Source organism: Streptococcus sp. DTU_2020_1000888_1_SI_GRL_NUU_041A (assembly GCF_032387735.1).
Classification (GTDB): domain Bacteria; phylum Bacillota; class Bacilli; order Lactobacillales; family Streptococcaceae; genus Streptococcus; species Streptococcus sanguinis.
In genome coordinates this window covers 86,731-108,245 of record NZ_CP135591.1, presented here as the reverse complement: position 1 = coordinate 108,245, position 21,515 = coordinate 86,731, and the positions used below count along the sequence as shown (strand labels likewise).

The 21,515-nt window shown below is 46.8% G+C and carries 15 protein-coding genes; 3 read left to right on the top strand and 12 right to left on the bottom strand.

Annotated features, from left to right (window positions below; genetic code table 11):
* Positions 1 to 38: 38 nt before the first annotated feature.
* Together mutS and argR are read right to left on the bottom strand one after the other, a co-directional pair.
* Positions 39 to 2,588 (bottom strand): DNA mismatch repair protein MutS, encoded by a 2,550-nt coding sequence (gene mutS, locus RSK81_RS00585; RefSeq protein WP_002911421.1) that lies wholly within the window; start codon positions 2,586 to 2,588, stop codon positions 39 to 41.
* A gap of 78 nt (positions 2,589 to 2,666) precedes the next feature.
* Entirely contained in the window at positions 2,667 to 3,104 is a 438-nt protein-coding gene (argR, locus tag RSK81_RS00580) for an arginine repressor (protein WP_002894105.1), read from the bottom strand.
* 300 nt (positions 3,105 to 3,404) lie between these two features.
* Between argR and argS the strand changes: the two genes are divergently transcribed.
* A complete protein-coding gene (argS, locus tag RSK81_RS00575) occupies positions 3,405 to 5,093 on the top strand; it encodes an arginine--tRNA ligase (protein ID WP_315687033.1) in 1,689 nt (562 codons plus the stop codon).
* A 31-nt stretch (positions 5,094 to 5,124) separates the two neighbouring features.
* On the opposite strand, the gene nrdI is transcribed toward argS, so the two are convergent.
* The 4 genes from nrdI to malQ all read right to left on the bottom strand — a co-directional run bounded on the left by nrdI (position 5,125) and on the right by malQ (position 10,178).
* Complete coding sequence (nrdI, locus tag RSK81_RS00570) at positions 5,125 to 5,613, bottom strand: class Ib ribonucleoside-diphosphate reductase assembly flavoprotein NrdI (protein ID WP_315687030.1); 489 nt, start codon at positions 5,611 to 5,613, stop codon at positions 5,125 to 5,127.
* A gap of 62 nt (positions 5,614 to 5,675) precedes the next feature.
* The gene (locus tag RSK81_RS00565) at positions 5,676 to 6,194 is read right to left on the bottom strand and encodes a hypothetical protein (protein ID WP_002911419.1); all 519 of its coding nucleotides are present in this window, start codon (positions 6,192 to 6,194) and stop codon (positions 5,676 to 5,678) included.
* A gap of 178 nt (positions 6,195 to 6,372) precedes the next feature.
* On the bottom strand, positions 6,373 to 8,634 hold the full coding sequence (gene glgP, locus RSK81_RS00560) for a glycogen/starch/alpha-glucan family phosphorylase (RefSeq protein ID WP_002917857.1): 2,262 nt from the start codon (positions 8,632 to 8,634) through the stop codon (positions 6,373 to 6,375).
* Positions 8,635 to 8,666: 32 nt separating this feature from the next.
* A complete protein-coding gene (gene malQ, locus RSK81_RS00555; RefSeq protein WP_315687029.1) occupies positions 8,667 to 10,178 on the bottom strand; it encodes a 4-alpha-glucanotransferase in 1,512 nt (503 codons plus the stop codon).
* Between the two features lie 435 nt (positions 10,179 to 10,613).
* Between malQ and RSK81_RS00550 the strand changes: the two genes are divergently transcribed.
* Entirely contained in the window at positions 10,614 to 11,597 is a 984-nt protein-coding gene (locus RSK81_RS00550; RefSeq protein ID WP_002905582.1) for a LacI family DNA-binding transcriptional regulator, read from the top strand.
* 117 nt (positions 11,598 to 11,714) lie between these two features.
* Positions 11,715 to 13,790 carry a type I pullulanase gene (gene pulA / locus RSK81_RS00545; RefSeq protein WP_002911414.1) on the top strand — a complete coding sequence of 692 codons (2,076 nt, stop codon included), beginning with the start codon at positions 11,715 to 11,717 and terminating at the stop codon, positions 13,788 to 13,790.
* A 43-nt stretch (positions 13,791 to 13,833) separates the two neighbouring features.
* Here pulA and thrC read toward each other — a convergent pair whose 3' ends face one another.
* The 6 genes from thrC to RSK81_RS00515 form a co-directional block, all read right to left on the bottom strand.
* A complete protein-coding gene (thrC, locus tag RSK81_RS00540) occupies positions 13,834 to 15,318 on the bottom strand; it encodes a threonine synthase (RefSeq protein ID WP_002911412.1) in 1,485 nt (494 codons plus the stop codon).
* A 112-nt stretch (positions 15,319 to 15,430) separates the two neighbouring features.
* Positions 15,431 to 16,528, bottom strand: coding sequence for a LysM peptidoglycan-binding domain-containing protein (locus RSK81_RS00535; RefSeq protein ID WP_002911409.1), 1,098 nt, complete (start codon positions 16,526 to 16,528; stop codon positions 15,431 to 15,433).
* A 327-nt stretch (positions 16,529 to 16,855) separates the two neighbouring features.
* Entirely contained in the window at positions 16,856 to 17,479 is a 624-nt protein-coding gene (locus RSK81_RS00530) for a V-type ATP synthase subunit D (RefSeq protein WP_002902008.1), read from the bottom strand.
* Positions 17,476 to 18,870 carry a V-type ATP synthase subunit B gene (locus tag RSK81_RS00525; protein ID WP_002902006.1) on the bottom strand — a complete coding sequence of 465 codons (1,395 nt, stop codon included), beginning with the start codon at positions 18,868 to 18,870 and terminating at the stop codon, positions 17,476 to 17,478. Before RSK81_RS00525 ends, RSK81_RS00530 begins: the two co-directional genes overlap by 4 nt.
* Positions 18,857 to 20,647: a V-type ATP synthase subunit A gene (locus RSK81_RS00520; RefSeq protein ID WP_032909468.1), complete on the bottom strand. Its 1,791-nt coding sequence runs from the start codon at positions 20,645 to 20,647 to the stop codon at positions 18,857 to 18,859. The genes RSK81_RS00525 and RSK81_RS00520 overlap by 14 nt, the downstream gene beginning before the upstream one ends.
* Before the next feature lie 165 nt (positions 20,648 to 20,812).
* Positions 20,813 to 21,508: a GNAT family N-acetyltransferase gene (locus RSK81_RS00515; RefSeq protein WP_002911403.1), complete on the bottom strand. Its 696-nt coding sequence runs from the start codon at positions 21,506 to 21,508 to the stop codon at positions 20,813 to 20,815.
* Positions 21,509 to 21,515 lie beyond the last annotated feature (7 nt).

Here is a 21,515-nt window from a genome sequence, read left to right as displayed (position 1 = left end):
GAGCAGACTTGAGGCATTCACAAGTCTGTTCTTTATTTTTACAACTTCTTCTTCAACTCAGCTACCACCGCCATGACTTCCAGGGGAGTCATATTGTAGATGTCCAAGTCTCGGAGTTCAGTCAGGACTGGATTTTCCGGCCCTTCTGCAAAAAGAGACATCTGCTCCGCCACTTGCGACCGTTTTTGTCTGGATTTGGTGGGAAGCTCTGAGCCTAGTCCTGTATCCTGACTCTCCAAATGACTCAAAATGCTATCCGCCCGCTCCAGTAATTTCTCAGGAAGTCCAGCAATCTTCGCCACATGGATTCCGTAAGACTTGTCAGCCGGACCCGGCTCAATCTTATGCAGGAAAGTCACCTGCCCGTCCTTTTCCAAGGTTGCTACATGGACATTTTCCAAATGCTCCAAGCTATTCTCTAAGGCTGTCAGCTCATGATAGTGAGTGGCAAAGAGGGTCTTGGCTCCAGTATAGTGATGAATATGCTCGATAATAGCCTGAGCCAGTGCCATCCCATCATAAGTAGCCGTTCCACGCCCCAGCTCATCAAAGAGAATGAGCGAACGCTCGCTGGCCTGCCGAATGGCCCGATTGGCCTCCATCATCTCCACCATAAAGGTGGACTGGCCGGACACCAGATCATCCGCTGCACCGATACGAGTGAAAATCGCATCGAATAAAGGCAGACTGGCAGACTGAGCAGGCACATAAGAACCCATCTGTGCCATAATGACAATGATAGCCAGTTGGCGCATATAAGTCGATTTCCCACTCATGTTTGGCCCGGTAATCAGCTGAATGTTCGTTTCCTGGTCCAGCAGAATACTATTTGGAATGTAGCTTTGGGCACCCATGACCTTTTCCACGACAGCATGCCGACCTTTTTCAATCTGCAGGCGGCGCTCCGCAGTAAAGACGGGACGCACCAAATGCAGTTGTTCTGCCACCGCAGCAAAGCTCTGCAACACATCTACAGCTGCCAACGTTTGTGCCAAGGCCTGCAAGCGCTGGATGTATTTGCCAGCTTCCTCGCGAATCCGCATGAAAATCTCGTATTCCAGATTAGCAGATTTTTCACGCGCCTCCAACATCTCTCCCTCAATCCGAGCCAGCTCCTCCGTTCCGAAACGCTCCGAATTTTTCAGGGTCGCTTTGCGGAAGAAATGACTAGGCACATGAGCCAGCTGGGAATTGGTCACGTGGAAGTAGTAACCATCTTTTTTGTTGTAATCAATCTTCAGATTGCTGATGCCGCTGTTGGCACGTTCTTTGACTTCCAGCTCCGCAATCCATCCGGTCCCATCCCTCAGCACAAGCCGATACTGATCCAAGGTCTCATCAAAACCGGTCCGAATGATATTGCCCTCGGTGATGATATGAAGTGCATCCGGTGAAATAGCTGAGCTAATCAAGCCTGCCAACTCTGGAATAGGATCCAAATCCTCAATCAAACGAGCTAGATGCGGACTGCCGATTCCTTGCAGGATAGCCTTAATCTGAGGCACATTGCCCAATGTAGCTGCCAGCTGCAGCAAATCTTTAGGATTGGTCTTGCCAAAAGAAACCCGACTAGCCAGCCGCTCGATATCATAGACTCCCTTGAGGCTCTCCGTCAAATCACTCCGCTCAAAGAAATGATCCAGAAAAACCTCGACGACATTCTGCCGCTGGCTAATTCGCGCTTCATCAATCAGCGGACGCTGAATCCAAGAGCGCAGCATACGGCCGCCCATGGCCGTCTTGGTCTCGTCCATCAGCCAATAAAGACTGCCGTGTTTCTTGCCCGAGCGAGCATTTTCTGTCAAATCCAGACTCGCCTTAGTGGCATAATCCATTTGCAGAAAGTCCTTGATTTCATAATGCTGGGCCTTCTTCAAATGACTGAGCTCCCTCATCTGAGTCCGGTGCACATACTCCAGCAATTTCCCTGCTGCCTGACGTTCCATCGGAGACAGCTCCTCGCCCAGCAGCTGGACATCGTCCAAGGCCGTCTGTACATAGGACAATAAGAGGTTCATCTGCCCAGCCAAGACCTGCTCCTCAGCTTCTGGCAAGGTATAGCCCAGCACCACTTCCCTAGCTTTCAAATTGCGGATTTCCCCGCAGACCAAGGCAAAGTCCTCTAGACTGGTCACCTGAAACTCACCGGTCACCAAGTCCATATAAGCCAGACCATAGAGGCCGTCTGAGTAATCCAAAGCCACCAGAAAGTTATTCGCAGAGTCCGGCTTACTGGAATCCACCACCGTCCCCGGTGTGATAACCTGAACGACCTCCCGCTTAACAACGCCCTTGGCTTCTTTGGGGTCTTCCATCTGCTCCGCAATCGCTACCTTATAGCCTGATTCAACCAAAACATCAATATACTGCTGTGCCGAATGATAGGGAACTCCAGCCATGGGAATTGGATTTTCTGCATTTTTATTTCGGCTGGTGAGAGAAATCTCTAAAATTTGCGCGGCATTGACCGCATCATCATAAAACAACTCATAGAAATCCCCCATCCGAAAGAGCAAGAAAGCATCTGGATAGTCCTTTTTGATATCCAAATACTGCTGCATGCCTGGCGATAACTTTTCTACTGCCATCTCTATCCTTTCTAAAAACAAACGAGGTCAGGACTTCTGTCTCAAACCTCTCCATTTTTCCTGAAAAAACTGTGATTCTTACATCACTTCCTGTATTTGCTCCTCAATCTCCTGAGCCGCTGCCTGATCCCGGCAAACTACTAAAAGAGTATTAGCACCTGCAACGGTTCCCAGAATACGGCTATCAAACGAGTTATCCACGACATTGGCCAGCACTGTTGCCTCTCCCAGGCCCGTACGAAGAACCAGACTAAACTCTGCCCTGGCCACACTCTCCACATGCTTGGCTAAAAACTCTATAAAATCAATCTCCTCAGTCTCATGCGCCAAAACATAATAAGTCAGCCCCTTCTTCTTAACCTTGGTCAGGCCGATTTCACGGAGGTCACGCGACAGGGTAGTCTGCGTCACATAAATCCCTTGCGCTTCCAGACGATCCTGAATCTCCTTTTGCGTTCCTAGCTTTTCCTCCTTAATCATCGTTTTGACTAACTGATGACGGTCATTCTTTCTCATTTTTACCTCATTATTGAATATTTAGAAGCTGCATTCATGAAGAATACTCCATCCGATGAAAAACTGCTTCTCCATCAATCTAGGCAAAGATTTGCAGGAATACTGAGAATAAACAAAAAACTTTAACCAAGAGTGTCAGAGAAGGAAGCATTTAGATGGAAAACTCATCTATAAATACAGGTTCTTATCCCTCTTATTATATCAGAAAAATTCCTATTAGCCCAAAAATTATTCCCAAAAAAATTGAAGATTCCTTGAAAAATGTGATAAAATAATAACAAAAGACACAAAGGAGCAAATATGGATAACAAACAGTTGATTGCCGGCGAATTGGCCAAGGTTATTGACAGCCTTGATCAAGACACTATTTTAAATTTATTGGAGCAGCCAAAGAGCTCTGAACTTGGCGATATCGCCTTCCCAGCCTTTTCTCTGGCAAAGACTGAGCGCAAAGCTCCTCAAATCATCGCTGCTGACATCGCTGAAAAGATTGACACAGCGCATTTTGACAAAGTCGTTGCGACTGGTCCTTATGTCAACTTTTTCCTCAGTAAGGCTGAAATTTCTGGCCAAGTCATCAAAGAAGTCATCAAAGACGGAGCTGATTATGGCCAGCAAAACGAAGGAAATGGGGAAAATATCACCATTGACCTATCCAGTCCAAACATTGCCAAGCCTTTCTCAGTCGGCCACTTGCGCTCTACTGTTATCGGTGACGCTCTTTCCAACATCTTCCGCAAGATTGGCTACAACACCATCAAAATCAACCACTTGGGAGACTGGGGCAAACAGTTTGGTCTCCTGATGGTAGCTTATAAGAAGTGGGGAAGCCAGGAAGCTGTTGAAGCCAACCCAATCGACGAGCTCCTCAAACTCTACGTGCGTATCAATGCCGAGATTGAAAACGACCCATCTCTGGATGAAGAAGGCCGCCTTTGGTTCAAGAAGCTGGAAGATGGCGACCCAGAAGCAACTGAGCTCTGGCAATGGTTCCGAGACGAAAGTCTGACAGAATTCAACCGTATCTACGAACTCCTAGGTGTCGAATTTGACAGTCTAAATGGTGAAGCCTTCTACAATGACAAGATGGACGAAGGGATTCAAATCCTCGAAGAAAAAGGGCTTTTACAGGAATCAAAAGGAGCTAGCATTGTAGACTTGGAAGACTTTAACCTTCCGCCTGCTATGATTAAAAAATCAGACGGTGCTACCCTCTACATCACACGTGATATTGCAACAGCCATCTACCGAGCTCGCACTTACAACTTTGTCAAAAATGTCTATGTTGTAGGTCAAGAGCAGGCCAACCACTTCAGACAGCTCAAGGCCGTTCTGAAAAAGATGGGCTTTGACTGGAACGACGACATGATTCACGTTGACTTCGGACTGGTGACTAAGAACCGTCAAAAACTGTCTACACGTAAAGGAAATATCATCCTCCTCGAACCAACTCTGCTGGAAGCTATCAGCCGGGCTAAGAGCCAGATTGAAGCTAAAAACCCAGATTTGGAAAACAAGGAAGCTGTTGCTCGCGCAGTTGGAGTTGGAGCAGTTAAGTTCTACGACCTCAAAACTGACCGCCGCAATGGTTACGACTTTGATCTGGAAGCTATGGTTTCTTTCGAGGGAGAAACAGGTCCTTACATCCAGTATGCTTATGCTCGTATCCAGTCTATCCTGCGCAAGGCGAACTTCCAGCCAGATGCAGAGGCTACGTATAGCCTGAACGATCCAGAAAGCTGGGAAATTATCAAGCTGCTCCAAGACTTCGGCCGTGTTGTCAAGCGTGCTGCTGATAACTATGAGCCATCTCTGATTGCCAAATACGCTATTAGCTTGGCTCAAGCCTTTAACAAATACTATGCACACACGCGGATTCTGGATGAAAGCCCTGAGCGCGACAGCCGTCTGGCTCTCAGCTACTCAACAGCTGTTGTCCTCAAAGAAGCTCTGCGTTTGCTGGGAGTAGAAGCCCCAGAAAAGATGTAAGCTTGATTTAGAACATCAAAAAACGAAAACCTCACTGGTTTTCGTTTTTTTCAATATGATAGAGCTCCTCAATAATCCCCGCAACTTTCTTAATGTCTCCCAACATGCCACGCATTTCAAAATCAGCCAAAACCGGAAATCCGAAGCGCTCTGAATATTGCTTGGCTGTCAGACAGTATTGGTTGTTAAAGTTACGATTGCCACTGCCAATGACACCCAGACACTTGCTAGCATTTTGACCATAGGCGATAAAATCCCCCACATCAGTTGTCAGAATTTCTACATCGCCATTGTCCACACCATTGCCACCCTCCAAATAAGTCGGCAGAAAAGCGATAAAAGGATTGTCCATTTCAAAAAAGGGCTGCCCTTCCTTTACCAGGTCTTTGATATGAATCCTCTCTACTTCTAGGCTTGGATGCTGCTCCAGCAAATAGTCTGTCAGCCGACGGACGAAATTCTCTGTATTGCCGCTCAAGCTGATGTAAACCAAGGAAACCTTTGTCATTTTACTCTCCATTCTAAAAAATAACAGATGTTGCTTCTTAAAATTGTAAGCACTTATCTGTTATTTGTCAAATTTTATTCCTTTGCAGCTAGTTCCGCTTTTTCAGCCTCTTTTTGCTGCTGAATTAGCTTAAAGATGACGATGGAAAGGAAGATGAGGCTAATGACTACTGAAAGGAGGATGGAGAAATTCAGCCCCGTCATCTGTGCCGAAAGAAGAGTTGAGTCTGAAAAAGAAGAAGCTATAATTCCCTTTGATACCACATAAGCATAGGCTGTCGAAATCAAGCCCACAAGAACATCGGCAATGTAGACAAGATTGGCCTTAAATATATCTTTCCTAAAAAGAAAGAAAAGAGCCACTATTAAGAGAACGATGTGCCCGTAAAAAAAGAAATTATTAGCTAGCGAATTTGCCACTTCTGCACTCTTGCTAAAATAAGTTGCATACTGGGATTTTGCTGGTTCTTCTATCTGCTTAAGAATGCTTTTCACTCCAGCATCAGAAGAAGTGAACTTGCCAAAAAGTCCCCACAAGGTTCCCACGGTTGACAATCCCAGCAAAACATAAAGATAAATTGGTTTCTTTTTCATGAACCCCTCCTGTAAAGAAATATTTTCACTTATTATACACCGAAAAGAAAAAGCTGACAAGACCAAAAGGCTTTCGCCTTTTCAGAAGCCCACACAATAGCTAATTCCCTACCCACATATTTTATTCAAAAATCAAAGCCGAAACACTGCTGTCTCGGCTTTTTTTATTTAAAGAATATTAGCTGTTCAAGTGCCATACTTCTTCTTCGTATTGAGCGATAGTACGGTCAGATGAGAAGAAGCCAGCTTTGGCGATATTGACGATGACTTTGTCCATCCAAGCATCTCGGTCTTCATAGTCAGCCAGCATGCGCTCTTTGACTTGGATATAGTCTTCTAGATCCAGCAGGGTCATGAACCAGTCCTTGCTGATCAGTTCATTGTAAAGACGTTCCAAGCGTTCAGCTTTACCAACTGCCAATACTTCATCGCTGACGATAAAGTCAACCAATGGCTTGATAGCTTCACGTGCATAGTACTCACTAGATTTGTAAGCAGATTTTGCGTAGAGGTCAATAACAGTCTCAGAATCTTCACCGAAGATGTAGATGTTGTCTTCGCCGACCAACTCTGCAATCTCAACGTTCGCTCCATCCATAGTACCAAGTGTCAAAGCACCGTTAAGCATGAACTTCATGTTACCAGTACCAGATGCTTCCTTAGAGGCCAGGGAAATCTGCTCAGAAATGTCACCAGCTGCAATCAAGAAGCTAGACGCTGTAACATTGTAGTTTTCTACCATAACTACTTGCAAGTGTGGAGCCACTTGAGGGTCATTAGCAATCACTTCTGACAAGCAAAGGATGAGGTGGATGATGTCCTGTGCAATCGTGTAAGCAGGGGCAGCTTTACCACCGAAGAAGACAGTGATTGGACGAGCAGGGATGTTGCCAGCCTTGATGTCCAGATACTTGTGGATAACGTACAGAGCGTTCATTTGTTGGCGCTTGTACTCATGCAGACGCTTGATTTGGATATCAAAGATAGATTCTGGATTGATTTCCACGCCTTGTGCTTCCTTCAAGTGACGAGCCAATTTACGCTTGTTGTGAGCCTTGATGCCTTCCAATTTTTCTTTAACATTTGCAGCGCCAGTGAATTCCAACAAGCCTTCGAGCTTAGTTGCGTCATGGTGCCAGTCGCGGCCCAGCAGCTCATCCAGATAATGAGACAGGCGTGGGTTGGCATGCATGAGCCAGCGGCGGAAAGTAATACCGTTGGTCTTGTTATTGAATTTTTCAGGGTAAATATCGTAGAAGGCTTTAAGCTCAGAGTTTTTCAGGATTTCTGTATGTAGAGCAGCAACACCATTGACACTGTATCCGTAGTGGATATCCATGTGAGCCATGTGCACACGATCGTCTTCATCAATGATTTGCACTGCTGGATCTGTGTATTTAGCTTTAACGCGCTTGTCAAGCTCTTTGATGATAGGCACCAGGTGCGGCACTACTTCTTTCAAGAATTCCAAAGGCCATTTTTCAAGAGCTTCTGCCAAAATTGTGTGGTTCGTATAAGCAGTCATCTTCTGTACGATGGCAATTGCTTCATCCAGATCCAAACCACGTTCAGTCAAGAGACGAATCATTTCTGGGATAACCAGAGATGGGTGGGTATCATTGATTTGGATGACAGCATAGTCTGCCAAATCGTGCAGGTTGCTGCCTTTTTCAATCGCTTCGTCAATAATCAGCTGAGCACCATTTGAAACCATGAAGTACTGCTGGAAGATACGGAGCAATTCCCCTTGCTTGTCACTATCATCTGGATAGAGGAAGAGGGTCAAGTTGCGAGCGATATCTGTCTTATCAAAGTCAATACCGTCAGTAATGATATCTGCATCCACTGAGTCCAAATCAAAGAGACGAAGACGGTTCTTAGTTTCTGTCTTGTAACCTGGCACATCAATATCATAAAGTGTAGATGTCAGAGTGAAGTGAGCAAAAGGCACTTGGTAGCTGCGGCTAGAGCGAACCAACCAGTTTTGCTCAGTCAGCCAGAAGTTAGGAATCGTTGTCTGTTCGTTGTTTTTCAAAACCTGTTGGAAGAGACCAAAGTGGTAGTTCAGTCCTACACCATCACCATTGAGACCCAAGGTCGCAATAGAGTCCAAGAAGCAGGCAGCCAAACGACCCAAGCCTCCGTTACCCAGAGACGGCTCCAACTCAACTTCTTCTACCTCGATCAAGTCTTTACCAGCATCTGCCAACTCTTGCTTCACATCATCGTAAAGTCCAAGGTTGATCAAGTTGTTAGACAAAAGTTTACCAATCAGGAACTCAGCTGAGATATAGTAGAGTTTTTTCTTACCAGTATTGACTGGCTTTTGAGCGCTGGCTAATTTAGTGTAGTTTAAAAGAGCCAGATAGAGTTCTTCGTTGCTGCAATCAGCAAGATTTTTTGAATAAGTATTTTTGATATAAGTTTGTAAGTTTGACATGATTACTCCTTTCAAGTCTAGTTAGCTGTTCTTTATTTGTTAATTAAATCGGTATTCATACGACGGTAAGTCTTAGTCAAGCTATAAAGCTCACCTTCGACGATTGGATTCAGCTCTTCAGCTGTCATCCGCCAAGTCCAGTTGCCACCAATTGTGGATGGATAGTTCATCCGTGCTGCACTATCTAATTCCAGCAGGTCTTGCATGGTCGCAATGGCCATAAAGCTGACTGAAGCAAAGATTGTGCGCAGCATTGCATGAGGTACTGTTTCGTACTCCTTACGGTTGGTGTACTGAGCCATGTACTGGCGAGTAGCGTCGTCAATCTCATCCTTGTACCAACCCAAAACAGTATTGTTATCATGGGTTCCGGTATACATGACTGAGTTGTTTGGCGCCAGATGCGGGCTATCGATGCTTTCATCATCAGGATTGAAGGCGAATTGCAAGATCTTCATTCCTGGGAAACCAGTGCGCTCGCGCAGCTCGATCACTTCGTCCGTCATAAAGCCTAGGTCTTCTGCGATGATATTCAAATCACCCAAGGCTTCCTTAACCGCTGCAAAAAGCTTGTAGTCTGGACCTTTGACCCACTTACCAGAAGCAGATGTTTCTGAGCCAGCAGGTACTTCCCAGTAAGACTCAAAGCCGCGGAAGTGGTCAATACGGACAATGTCGTAAATCTTGAAGCTTTCACGCAGGCGTTCAATCCACCAAGCATAGCCATCCTTATCCATAGCTTCCCAGTCATAGATAGGATTGCCCCAAAGCTGGCCAGTTTCTGAAAATTCATCTGGCGGGCAGCCTGCCACACAAGTTGGCTTGCCAACAGCATCTGTCTTAAAGAAGTGCGGCTGTGCCCACACATCAGCACTGTCAGCTGCCACATAGATTGGCATATCTCCGACAATCTCGATGTGGTGTTCATTAGCATAGGCTTTTAATCTTAACCACTGCTTAAAGAAGAGATACTGGGTCACACGATGATAGGTCAGCTTGTCAGCCAGCTTCTCACGATAAGAAGCGAGGCTAGCAGCCTCACGGCGGCGGATGGCCTCATCCGGCCACTCTGTCCAAGCTAGATTATCAAAATGTTCCTTGATAGCCATGTACTCAGCGAAAACTTCCAGCCAAGCTGCATTTTGCTCCACAAAGCTCTCATAGTCAGACAGATCAGCTGCTTTCAAGAAGCGAGCTACTGCTTTTTCCATGATTGGACGGCGAGCATCGAAAATCTTTGCATAATCCACTTTTCTAGGATCATCTCCAAAATCAGCTCCCTTGACATCTGCCTCATCCAGCAAACCTTCTTCTATCAGAATATCAAAATCGATAAAGTAGGTATTTCCCGCAAAAGCAGAGAAAGACTGATAAGGAGAGTCACCATAACTGGTCGTTCCCAGTGGCAAAATCTGCCAATAGCGCTGCTTGGTGCGAACCAAGAAGTCTACAAAATCATAAGCACTTTGGCCAAAAGATCCGATACCGTACTTGCCCGGAAGGGATGAAATGTGCATGAGCACGCCGCTTTGACGTTTTTTCATTTTGTCACCTCGTTATTTTTCCTCTACGCCTTTTCATTTTTACTTAATGCAAACGTTTGCGTCGACTTGATTATAACCTATTTTTTTTTTTAGTGCAAGGGGTTTTTGAGATTTTTTTCAATTTATTGGTTAATGGATATAATGCTCTTTTAGGACTCTCCTACTGCCCCAATTGTTTACCGTTTTTCTCTTCTTGCAAGCGTTCTCTTTTTGTGTTAAAATGTTCTTACAAACAGAAAACGTTTGCGTTTGCGGAGAAACTGCTTCATACTTGCTTTTTTGACCACAATAGTTAAGCAAAATCACTGGCTACGATGGCTATTTTTGGCACAGGTTTGCATGACTCTTAGAAAGCAAGTGCTTCTACTAGTAGATTTAAAATAGTTCATGTTATCGTAAGGATTTCCAGCAAATGCAGGCCTTTAGGAGGTTTTTATGCGAGTTACTATCAAAGAAGTCGCAAAACTAGCAGGCGTATCACCCTCTACCGTGACCCGCGTCGTGCAAAATAAATCAACCATCAGTGAAGAAACTAAAAAACGGGTCCGTGCTGCTATGAAGGAGCTGGACTATCATCCCAACCTCAATGCCAGAAGTCTGGTCAGCCAGTCCAGCCAGGTCATCGGCTTGGTCCTGCCGGACGACTCAGATGTCTTCTATCAAAACCCTTTTTTCCCAACTGTGTTGCGGGGGATTTCTCAGATTGCTTCTGACTATGACTATGCCATCCAGATCAGCACCGGGCAAGATGAAGAGCACCGCTTGGAAAATATGAAGCAGATGATTTTAGGAAAGCGAGTAGACGGACTGATCTTCCTTTATTCTAAGCAGGACGATCCTTTGGTCGACTTTGCAGTCAGAAACAACTTCCCCTTCCTTATCCTAGGGAAAGCTGTCTCACCTTTCATCTCTCTGGTGGACAATGACAATATCAAGGCTGGCTATGACGCGACCAGATATTTCTTAGACAAGGGCTATCGAAAAATCGCATTTCTGGCCGGGAATAAGGAGTTGGTCGTTTCTCAAGATCGTTACACAGGCTACAAGCAAGCTCTGAATGAAGCAGACCGGCCTTTGGATGATCGCATTATCAAATTTGCTTTCGGTTTCCTTCTGGAAGACAACAGTTACAAGATTATGGAGGAGCTGCCGTTGGATGAGATTGAAGCTATTGTGACATCTGATACGCTGGTAGCAGAAGGAGCCCTGCACTATCTCAAAGATCAGGACTACCAGATTCCCATTATCACCTTTGATTCTATCAAACCGCGCATTGATGTGGATGCCTATATCGATATCAATGCCCTCGAGCTTGGTAAAGAGTCTTTCCGGACCCTCTTCCAAATCATCAAGGACAATAAAGAAGACAAGCAAATCTGCTATCGCCAGCTGATTCCGCATAGCATCAGCACTCGCTAATCCGAATGCTTTTGCTCATTCATCAACGATTCACATATCGGCCTTGTCCCAACCAGAGCAGATCCCTAAACTCAAAACAATTAACCGAAGAGAAACCGACAAAGAAAGAGGAAAAACATGGCCTTTCGTATTTTTCAAGCCTATTTAGATGACGAAAATATCATCACCATCGAACTGGAAAAGAGCTTTGAAGCCTACTCCATCCACTTTACACTGGAAGACAAGCACAGCTCCAGCCCCTTAACCATCAAAAACATCAACAATCAGGAAGAGCGGATTATCTATACCGTGTCGGCTAATGAGCCCATTGACCTGACGCAATCCTACAAGGTCTATGACCAAGATCGCAACCATACTGACCTGCAGTACCGCCATATCGTGAAAAAGCCTATTTTCGATGAGATTTTTGATTATGCAGGCGACGATTTAGGAGCTCAATACAGTCCCCAAGCCACCGATTTCAAACTCTGGGCACCTATTTCCGAAAAAGTCCTCCTGCATCTGAAAGACCAAGTTCACCATCTCAAACGTCTGGATAAGGGAGTCTGGCATACTCGGATTGAAGGAGATTTAGAGGGAGCCTCTTATTCTTATCTCCATAAGATCAATGGCAAGTGGATTGAAGTCCATGATCCCTACGCCCTATCCTCAGATGTCAATTCGGGAAACAGCTATGTCATCGATCTAGACAAGATTAAAAAGCCTATCAAACGAGCAAAAACACAGCTGGATCCGACAGAAGCCGTCATTTATGAAATGAGCGTCCGCGATTTCTCTATGCAGAAAGAAGCTGGTTTCTCCTATCCTGGGAAGTTTGCCTCGCTGAGCGAATCTCCAGTCGTTCACGGTCAGAAGTTTGGTCTGGACTATCTGAAAGAGCTAGGTATCAGCCACGTGCAGCTTCTGCCTGTCTACGATTTTGGCAGCGTTGATGAAAAGCATCCTGAGCTCGTCTACAACTGGGGCTATGATCCTGTCCAGTACAATGTCCCAGACGGCAGTTTTGCCAGCGACCCACGAGACCCCTATGCCCGTATCTTAGAGCTGCAGGCAGCCATTACTGCCTACCACAATGCTGATATCAGCGTCATCATGGATGTGGTCTACAATCATGTCTATGATGCCAACAGCTATGCTTTTGAAAAAATCGTGCCCGGCTATTTTTTCCGACTCAATGACATGGGCTACCGGACCAACGGAACCTTCTGTGGTAATGATGTAGCCAGTGAGAAGGCCATGGTCCGCCGCTATATCAAGCAATCGGTCAAGCAATGGGTCAGTCTCTATGGCTTTGATGGTTTCCGCTTTGATCTAATGGGGATTTTAGATACCCAAACCATGCAGCAGATAGCCGACGAACTCAAGACGCTCTATCCTAACATCTATCTCTACGGTGAAGGCTGGCAGATGGACACTGGACTGGCAAGTGAGCGATTGGCTCATCAGTACAATGCTGCCCAACTGCCAGATTATGGATTTTTCAGCGACCATTTCCGTGACAGTCTCAAGCAGACCATCGCCCAAGGCCGGCAAATCGAGAGCAAGACTCCTGCCAGTCAGCTTGAGAATGTCCTGACAGCCAATATCGGTCTAAAAGGCGAGCCCCACTTCACAGCGCCCCAGCAGGCCATTAATTATATCGAGTGCCATGATAATGCAACAGTTTTTGATTACTTTGATATCGTCAATCCTGCTATCACCCTGCGGGATCGGCTGGCCAATTCGCGGCTGGCCCTCCACCTCGTACTGCTGGCCCAAGGTGTGCCCTTTATCCACAGCGGTCAGGAATTTTTCCGGACTAAAAATCTGATTGACAACACCTACAATATGCCTGACGAAATCAATAAACTAGACTGGCTGCGCTCCCTGCATTACACAGAGGACATTGCTTTTGTTAAACAGCTGATTGCCTTTCGCAGGGCACATCCGCTGCTGCATCTAAAGACCAGCACCGCCATCAAGCAAGCCTGTCAGGTCAACTGGCTATCAGACAGTTTATTGGAGTACAAGATTCAAGACAGCAAAGAAAGTATGACAATCGTCATCAACTTTGGCAACCAAGAGGCTGTCTACGAAAACAAAAACAAGCAGAAGCTACACCTCCAATACCCAGCCATTGATGCCCAAAAACCAATCGCACCGCTAGCTGACAGTTACAGCCTAGCTGGGAAGCAGTTGATTGTATTGAAATAGATTATAAAACATCAGCCAATGAATAAGCTGATGTTTTTGTTTTTTACAACCCCAAATAATCCTCAACCGCTGCCTGCATTTGATCTGCAGCGACCGTCGTTTTATGACGCACTGGGGCTGTTTCTAAACCATCCACAGCTGGTGGAAGGGCTACACCAGAAAGTTCGTGCAGTTGGTCCAAAGCCTCGAAGTCACTGAGTCCTGTTTGACCAGTCACAGCCTCAACAGCCACGACTGGGAATTTATATGGACTAGCGGTAGATGCGATAACCGTCTTGCGCTGATCGCCAGTCTCTGCAAGATATTTTTGATAGACAGCAGACGCAACAGCTGTGTGAGGGTCTTCGATGTAGTCAGATGCTTGATAGACCCGCTTGATTTCAGCAGCTGTTTCTTCTTCTGTCGCATAGTCAGCCGCAAAAAGTTCTAAAATCTCAGCATCAAAGTCCGTCAGTTCATATTGTCCATGCTCATTCAGAGCCACCATCAAAGCAGCTGTTTTCTCAGAGCTGTTACCAGATAGATGGAAAATCAAACGCTCCAAGTTAGAGGAAACCAGAATATCCATGGATGGACTAGATGTCACCTTGAAGCTCCGCTTCTTGTCATAAACGTGGGTCTTGAAGAAGTCAGTCAGGACATTGTTTTCATTAGATGCACAGATCAGCTTGCCAACTGGCAGACCGATTTGCTTGGCATAGTAGGCCGCCAAAATATTACCAAAGTTCCCTGTCGGAACGGTAAAGTTGACCTTGTCTCCTGCTGTGATTTCTCCCGTCTTCACCAGCTGAGCATAGGCATAGACATAGTAGACAATCTGAGGCACCAAACGGCCGATATTCATGGAATTAGCAGATGAAAACTGCAGCTTATGCTCCAGAAGACGAGCCCGTAGGTCTGTGTCATTGAACATGTGCTTAACATTGGTCTGGGCATCGTCAAAGTTGCCATCAATAGCCACCACACGCGTATTAGCACCTGTCTGCGTCGTCATTTGCAGCTCTTGGACCTTGCTGACACCGTCTTTCGGGTAAAAGACGATGATTTCAGTTCCTGGAACATCCGCAAAGCCTGCCATAGCAGCCTTTCCTGTGTCGCCAGAAGTCGCCGTCAAAATGACAATTTTGTTTTCCAAACCGTGCTTTTTAGCTGCAGTTGTCATCAAGTGAGGCAGGATAGACAAAGCCATATCCTTGAAGGCAATGGTCGCTCCGTGGAAAAGCTCTAGATTGTACTGACCATCCAGCTTGACCAAGGGAGCAATGGCTGCATCATCAAACTTGCTGTCATAGGCATGGTTGATACAGTGGTCCAGCTCCGCTTCAGAAAAATCATCCAAGAAAGCAGACAAAACCAGCTTGGCTACTTCCTGATAAGAAGCATCTTTGAGCTTGGCAAAGTCCAAATCGACCTGCGGATAGGTAATGGGCGTAAAGAGCCCACCATCTGTCGCCAATCCTTGCAGAATCGCCTGACTAGCTGTTACTCTATTCTTTTCGTCGCGTGTTGATTGATAAACTAAGGTCATTCTCACTCATCCTTTATCTGTAGTTCGCTTTATTATACCAAAATTTATCAGAAAATTCTCGCTTTTTCACAGAGAATATCAGAAAAAGCCCATTTCTGGGCTTGTTTTCATCTTATTCATTCATAGATACGTGAACGTGGTCATAGTGGTTTTCAGTTACGCTACCACGGTCTGGCATTTGGTTCCAAGTATTAGCTGGTCCATAAATGCTTTCAAATGGTGCATAGAACTGTTGCTGCCAGATAACGTAAGAGATTCCTCTTTCAGTCATGTTAGAAGTAACATCGGCTGCGACTTGGTTTCCTAATTCAGTATTCTCACCAACGATAAAGTCAGCCGCCAAGCCTTTACCATGGTCACCACTATCACCTGGGCGGTAGAGACTAAATTCTGTAATGCCATATTTAGCTGCTATCTCTTCTTTCAGAGCAGCAGTCTGTGGCTGAAGACCCTCATTAGCAGGATTGTTAGTTGTCACGCTAGCAGCGTCTGTTACAGCTGGAGCGTTGTAAGTTGTAGGTTCAACTGCAGCAGTTGCTTGACTGACTTGGTCTTGGCCTAATTCAGTAGCTTCTGGAGCCGCCTCTGCTGGTGCTTCTGGACTTGTAGCTACTGCCGGCTGTGGCGCTGCTTCTACAGGAGCGGCTGCATTTGCTTCCGCAGCTGGGGCTGCTTCACTTGCAACTTCTGCTACTGGGGCAGGAGCTTCTTCAGCAGGCGCTGGTGCTTGATCTGCTGGAGCTGCAACAGCTTCCTCAACAGCCGGAGCTGGAGTTTCTGCTGCTTGAGCCGGTGCCGCTGGAGCGGCTTGTTCAGTACCAAAAATCTCACTTGCTGTATAATCTTCCGTTACCAAACCTGCATTATTGCCTGCTTGGTAGCTTTGGATTTCTACAGAGGTAATTTCGTTGTGCCCATTTGTTGTAATAGTCAAAACAGTACCTGGGAAAATCAAGTCAGCATTGGCAATTTGGTTGATTTTAGCCAAGTCAACAAGGTCAATGTTCATCGCTTGAGCGATGTTGCCTAAAGTGTCTCCATATTGAACAGTGTACGTTTGTTGATTTTCATTGCTCGTAATATCCGCTTTAATTTGCTCAACTGTTCTGGCAGTCCAGTTTTGTGGCTGCTCCTCAGCTCGCGTTGTCAACAAAGGCAATGCTGACAAAGCAACAGTTGAAGCCAAAAGTAATTTCTTATTCATTTTCATATGCAAAATGCACCTTCCTAATCATTCATGATACGAAAACCATCTTACCATAAATCTTCTAAGAAAAAAGGCTTTTTCGACCTATTTAACAAAACTGTCCGCCCTTTGTAATATGGAGATTTTTTTGTAACATATAAAAACAGGCAACAAGCAAAAGAACCTCGTTTAGAGAGGTTCTGTTTTTCTTTTGGGCTTATTTGAATTTTTTCTACTCTGATAAACTAAACCCGACCTAAGCTCTTGGCAAAAAAGAGAAAATCCCTAGAAGCTATCGCTTCTTCGTCTATTTTCCTATTTTTGCTGTGAGCTCTTAACGGTCTTGGTATCTTACTTCACCTTCATCATTCGGACGAGGCTGGCCCGTTCGGCTTCTTCCAGCTTCATCTCGATGTAGTAGATGGTTTCTTTGAGGTCAGGGATGGTAGCATATTCTAGTCCGTTGACCCGACGGCGGGTTTTCTCGATTTCATCCGCCATAAGCTGACAGCTTTTCTCAATTTCAGCCAGTCGCAGCAGGTCAGGAAGCAGATCGCTCATACTTTCAATGGTTTCATCCATCTGGCTGTTAGACGCCACATAGCTATAAACCACGTCTCCCTCGTCATCAGTATGCGGATTGTCAATATGGGCGTACATCTTGGGCACGCGCACACTCATGATATTCTCAGTCTCCACATGCAGATTGACCTCCCGCGTGGGCACAGCAAAAATCTCCTCGACCATGAGGTCGCTCTCCAGCGCCTTGGCCATGACAAAGTCCTGCAGGTGGCCAACCAGAGCGGATTCGACCTTTTGGCGGAGCTGATTGTTCTCACGGACAGACTCAATGAAGCGCCGCATCAGCTCATCCCGCTTATCCTTGAGCAGTTTATGCCCACGGACAGCCGTTTTGAGACGGGCTTTTAAGTTATTCAGCTCCATCCGAGTCGGCTTGACATTGAGTCGTGTCATCTTTCTTCCTCCTTGGTCTGCGGCAGGTATTGGTCAATCATATCGTCCTTGATCCGCTTAAGCTCCGTTCTAGGTAAGATGGACAGGAGTTCCCAGCCTAGATCCAAGCTTTCCTCAATGGTTCGATTGGTCTGGAAACCTTGATTGATGTATTCCTGCTCGAAGCGGTCGGTAAAGCGTACATAGAGCTTGTCCGTTTCGGACAGGGCGGATTCCCCCAGAACGACAGCCAGCTCCTTGGCCTGCTTGCCTTGCGCATAGGCGGCGAATAATTGGTTCATAGTTGCGGCATGGTCTCCCCTAGTCTTGCCCTCACCTGAACCCTTGTCCTTGAGACGGGACAGAGATGGCAGGACATTGATAGGCGGACGATAGCCACTGTTGTAAAGGTCGCGCGAAAGGATAATCTGACCTTCCGTAATATAACCTGTCAAGTCTGGAATCGGATGGGTAATGTCATCCTCTGGCATGGACAGGATCGGAATCTGCGTCACAGAGCCTTTCTTGCCGACCAGACGTCCAGCCCGCTCATAAAGGGTGGATAGGTTAGTATAGAGGTAACCCGGATACCCACGGCGGCCCGGCACTTCACGACGAGCTGCGGAAACTTCCCGCAGGGCCTCACAGTAGTTGGTCATGTCAGTCATGATGACCAGAACGTGCATGTCCTTTTCATAAGCCAGGTACTCGGCTGCTGTCAGGGCAATCCGCGGCGTTGCAATCCGCTCGATAGCTGGGTCATTAGCTAGATTGATAAAGAGCACCGAGCGGTCAATGGCTCCCGTCTCCCGGAGGTCATTCATGAAAAACTCGGCTTCTTCAAAGGTAATCCCCATGGCCGCAAAGACCACGGCGAAGTTTTCGTCAGAGTTAAGCACGGTAGCCTGACGGGCGATTTGAGCAGCTAATTCCTTGTGGGGCAGACCAGAGCCAGAAAATACTGGCAATTTTTGTCCCCGAACCAAGGTATTGAGGTGGTCGATGGCTGAAATACCGGTCTGGATAAACTCATCCGGATAGTCGCGAGCTACTGGATTGATGGCTTGACCGTCAATATCCAGATATTTTTCTGGCAAGATAGCTGGGCCGCCATCAATTGGCTTGCCCATGCCATTGAAAATCCGGCCTACCATGTCTTCTGACACTGGCAGCTCTAGCGGACGGCCCGTAAAGCGGACCTTAGCTTTTTCCAGATTGATACCGCTTGATCCCTCAAAAAGCTGGACCATAGCCTTGTCTTCTTGGACTTCCAGAACCTGGCCCTGACGCTTGCTGCCATCATGCAGCTGGATTTCTACCAATTCATTGAAATGCACGCCAGCGACTTGGTCGACAATCATCAGAGGGCCGACAACTTCACTAACGGTGCGGTATTCTTTAATGACGCTCATTGTCTAGTCCTCCTTGGGCAAGAATCTGGTGCAGGGTTTCCTCGATAGTCTGACTGAGGGCTTGAATTTTTTCCAACTGGTCTTCATGGATAAACTTGCTGCGGGCAATTCGGTCACGCAGCTCCACCGTTCCTTCCATGATTTCCCGGAAATAAGCTCCCAGCTCCAAGGCACGATTGGCCTCCGCATCGAAAGTCAGGATATTGCTCAATAAAGCTACCTGTTTTTTGAAAGAAGTATAGGTGTCCACATCATCAAAGGCATTCTGCTGCAGGTAGTCCTCGCGAATCATCTTGGCTGCATTCATGGTCAGCCGGTCCTTTTCAGACAAGGAATCCAAGCCAACCAAACGCACGATTTCCTGCAGTTCGCTTTCCTTTTGCAGGATATTCATGGCCTTGGTGACTTTCTCAGCCCAAGCAATCTTCTCATGCTGGTCGATATAGGCTCCCACTTCGTCTAGGTAGAGCGAGTAAGAGCTCAGCCAGTTGATAGCTGGGAAATGCCGGCGTTGAGCCAGCTGGGCATCCAAGCCCCAGAAAACCTTGACAATCCGCAGGGTATTTTGCGTCACCGGCTCAGAAATATCTCCACCCGGAGGTGATACAGCCCCAATAGCAGTAATAGAGCCTTCACGCGCAGTCGAACCGAGCGTTTTGACCCGGCCAGCCCGCTCGTAATACTCAGCAATCCGGCTGCCGAGATAGGCAGGATAGCCTTCGTCACCCGGCATTTCTTCCAGACGGCCAGACATTTCCCGCAGGGCTTCTGCCCAGCGAGAGGTAGAGTCCGCCATGATGGCCACGGAGTAGCCCATGTCACGGAAGTATTCTGCGATCGTAATCCCTGTGTAAATCGATGCTTCCCGGGCTGCCACCGGCATATTGGAAGTGTTGGCAATCAGCACCGTCCGCTGCATGATGGACTGGCCAGTTGCTGGGTCAATTAGTTCTGGAAATTCATTAAGTACGTCGGTCATCTCATTGCCACGCTCACCGCAGCCGACATAGATAACGATGTCAACATTGGCAAACTTGGCCACCTGGTGCTGGACGACAGTCTTACCAGCCCCGAAAGGTCCTGGTACGGCTGCTGCTCCGCCCTTGGTTACTGGGAAGAAGGTATCGATGACCCGCTGACCAGTCACCAAAGGCTCAACTGGAATCAGCTTCTGAGCAAAAGGGCGCCCGCGACGGACTGGCCATTTTTGCATGAGAGTCCCTTTAAAGACAGAACCATCCGCCTGCTCAATCTCGTAAACAGTCTCTTCAACAGTGAAACTGCCAGCTGAGATATTGGTCAAACGTCCACTGACTCCAACTGGCACCATGATGCGGTGCTCCACCAGATTGGTCTCCTGCACCGTTCCCAGAATATCGCCGGACTCAACCGCATCTCCGACAGACAGACCTGGAACAAAATCCCACTTAGCCTCTCGATCTAGATTTGGCAGTTGGACACCACGGACGAGGAAGTCACTCTTCGTGATGTTTTGGAAACGCTCCAAAGGCCGCTGAATTCCGTCAAACATCTGGGAAATCAGACCTGGTCCCAGTTCAACAGACAGAGGGCTTCCAGTCGTGATGACCGGCTCTCCCGGCCCCAAGCCAGAAGTTTCTTCATAAACCTGAATAGAGGCTTGGTCCCGCCGCATTTCAATAATTTCACCGATCAGCCCCAAATCGCCAACCCGGCAGATATCCTGAATATTCGCTTCCTGCATCCCTGATGCCAGCACCAGAGGACCAGAAACTTTGATAATCTTTCCTTGACTCACAATCTTCCTCCATTCTTGGGAGATTTTTCTTGCTTCTACATGAAAATCAAAGCTCAAACTAAGCAACAGTTTGAATTTCATTTCCAAAGAGTGTTTTTTTGATTCTTGCCACGAGTTTGAAATCTTTCTTAGCTAGCTCTAGGGCAAGGATTGTTTCTTTTTATTTTAAAAATCAGATAAGGCTTTTATTTGCTGGCCCTTTTCGTCGAAATTGTCTGAGCTTAGCCATTTTTCTAGACGACCCTTGACGGCCGGCCAATCCGTGTCAATCATAGACAGCCAGTCCGTGTCTCGGTTGCGCCCCTTATAGACAACCGCCTGGCGAAACCTACCTTCATAGGTGAAACCAAGCCGCTCTGCTGCCCGTCTTGACGGCTGATTGAGGGCATCGCATTTCCATTCATAGCGGCGATACTCCAGCCCTTCAAAGACATAGCGTGCCAGCAAGTACTGAGCTTCAGTAGCCAGTCTGGTGCGCTTCAGCTCGGGCGAATAGGTCACCGCTCCCACTTCGATAACGCGGTTATTTCGGTCAATCCTCATCAAGGCAAAAGTTCCTAAAGTCTTACCGCTCTCCTTGTCCACAATTGCATAGTGAAAACGATCCTGTGCTACCAGCATCTGATCTAGCAGCTGAGACCATTCTACCTGACTTTGGGCAGGATTTTGAAAGAGATAGGTCCACATATCCGCAGGAGAATCCGGACCATACACTTCATACAAATCCGCTCCATGCTTGTCCTTGGATAGACGCTCGATAATAACATACTGGCCTTCGATTCGCTCCAAATTAGGCAAGTCCCCCGGCTGAAAATCCGGCAGAGCATCCCCAATAGGTTGACCTAGTTCATTGATTCGCATAAAAACC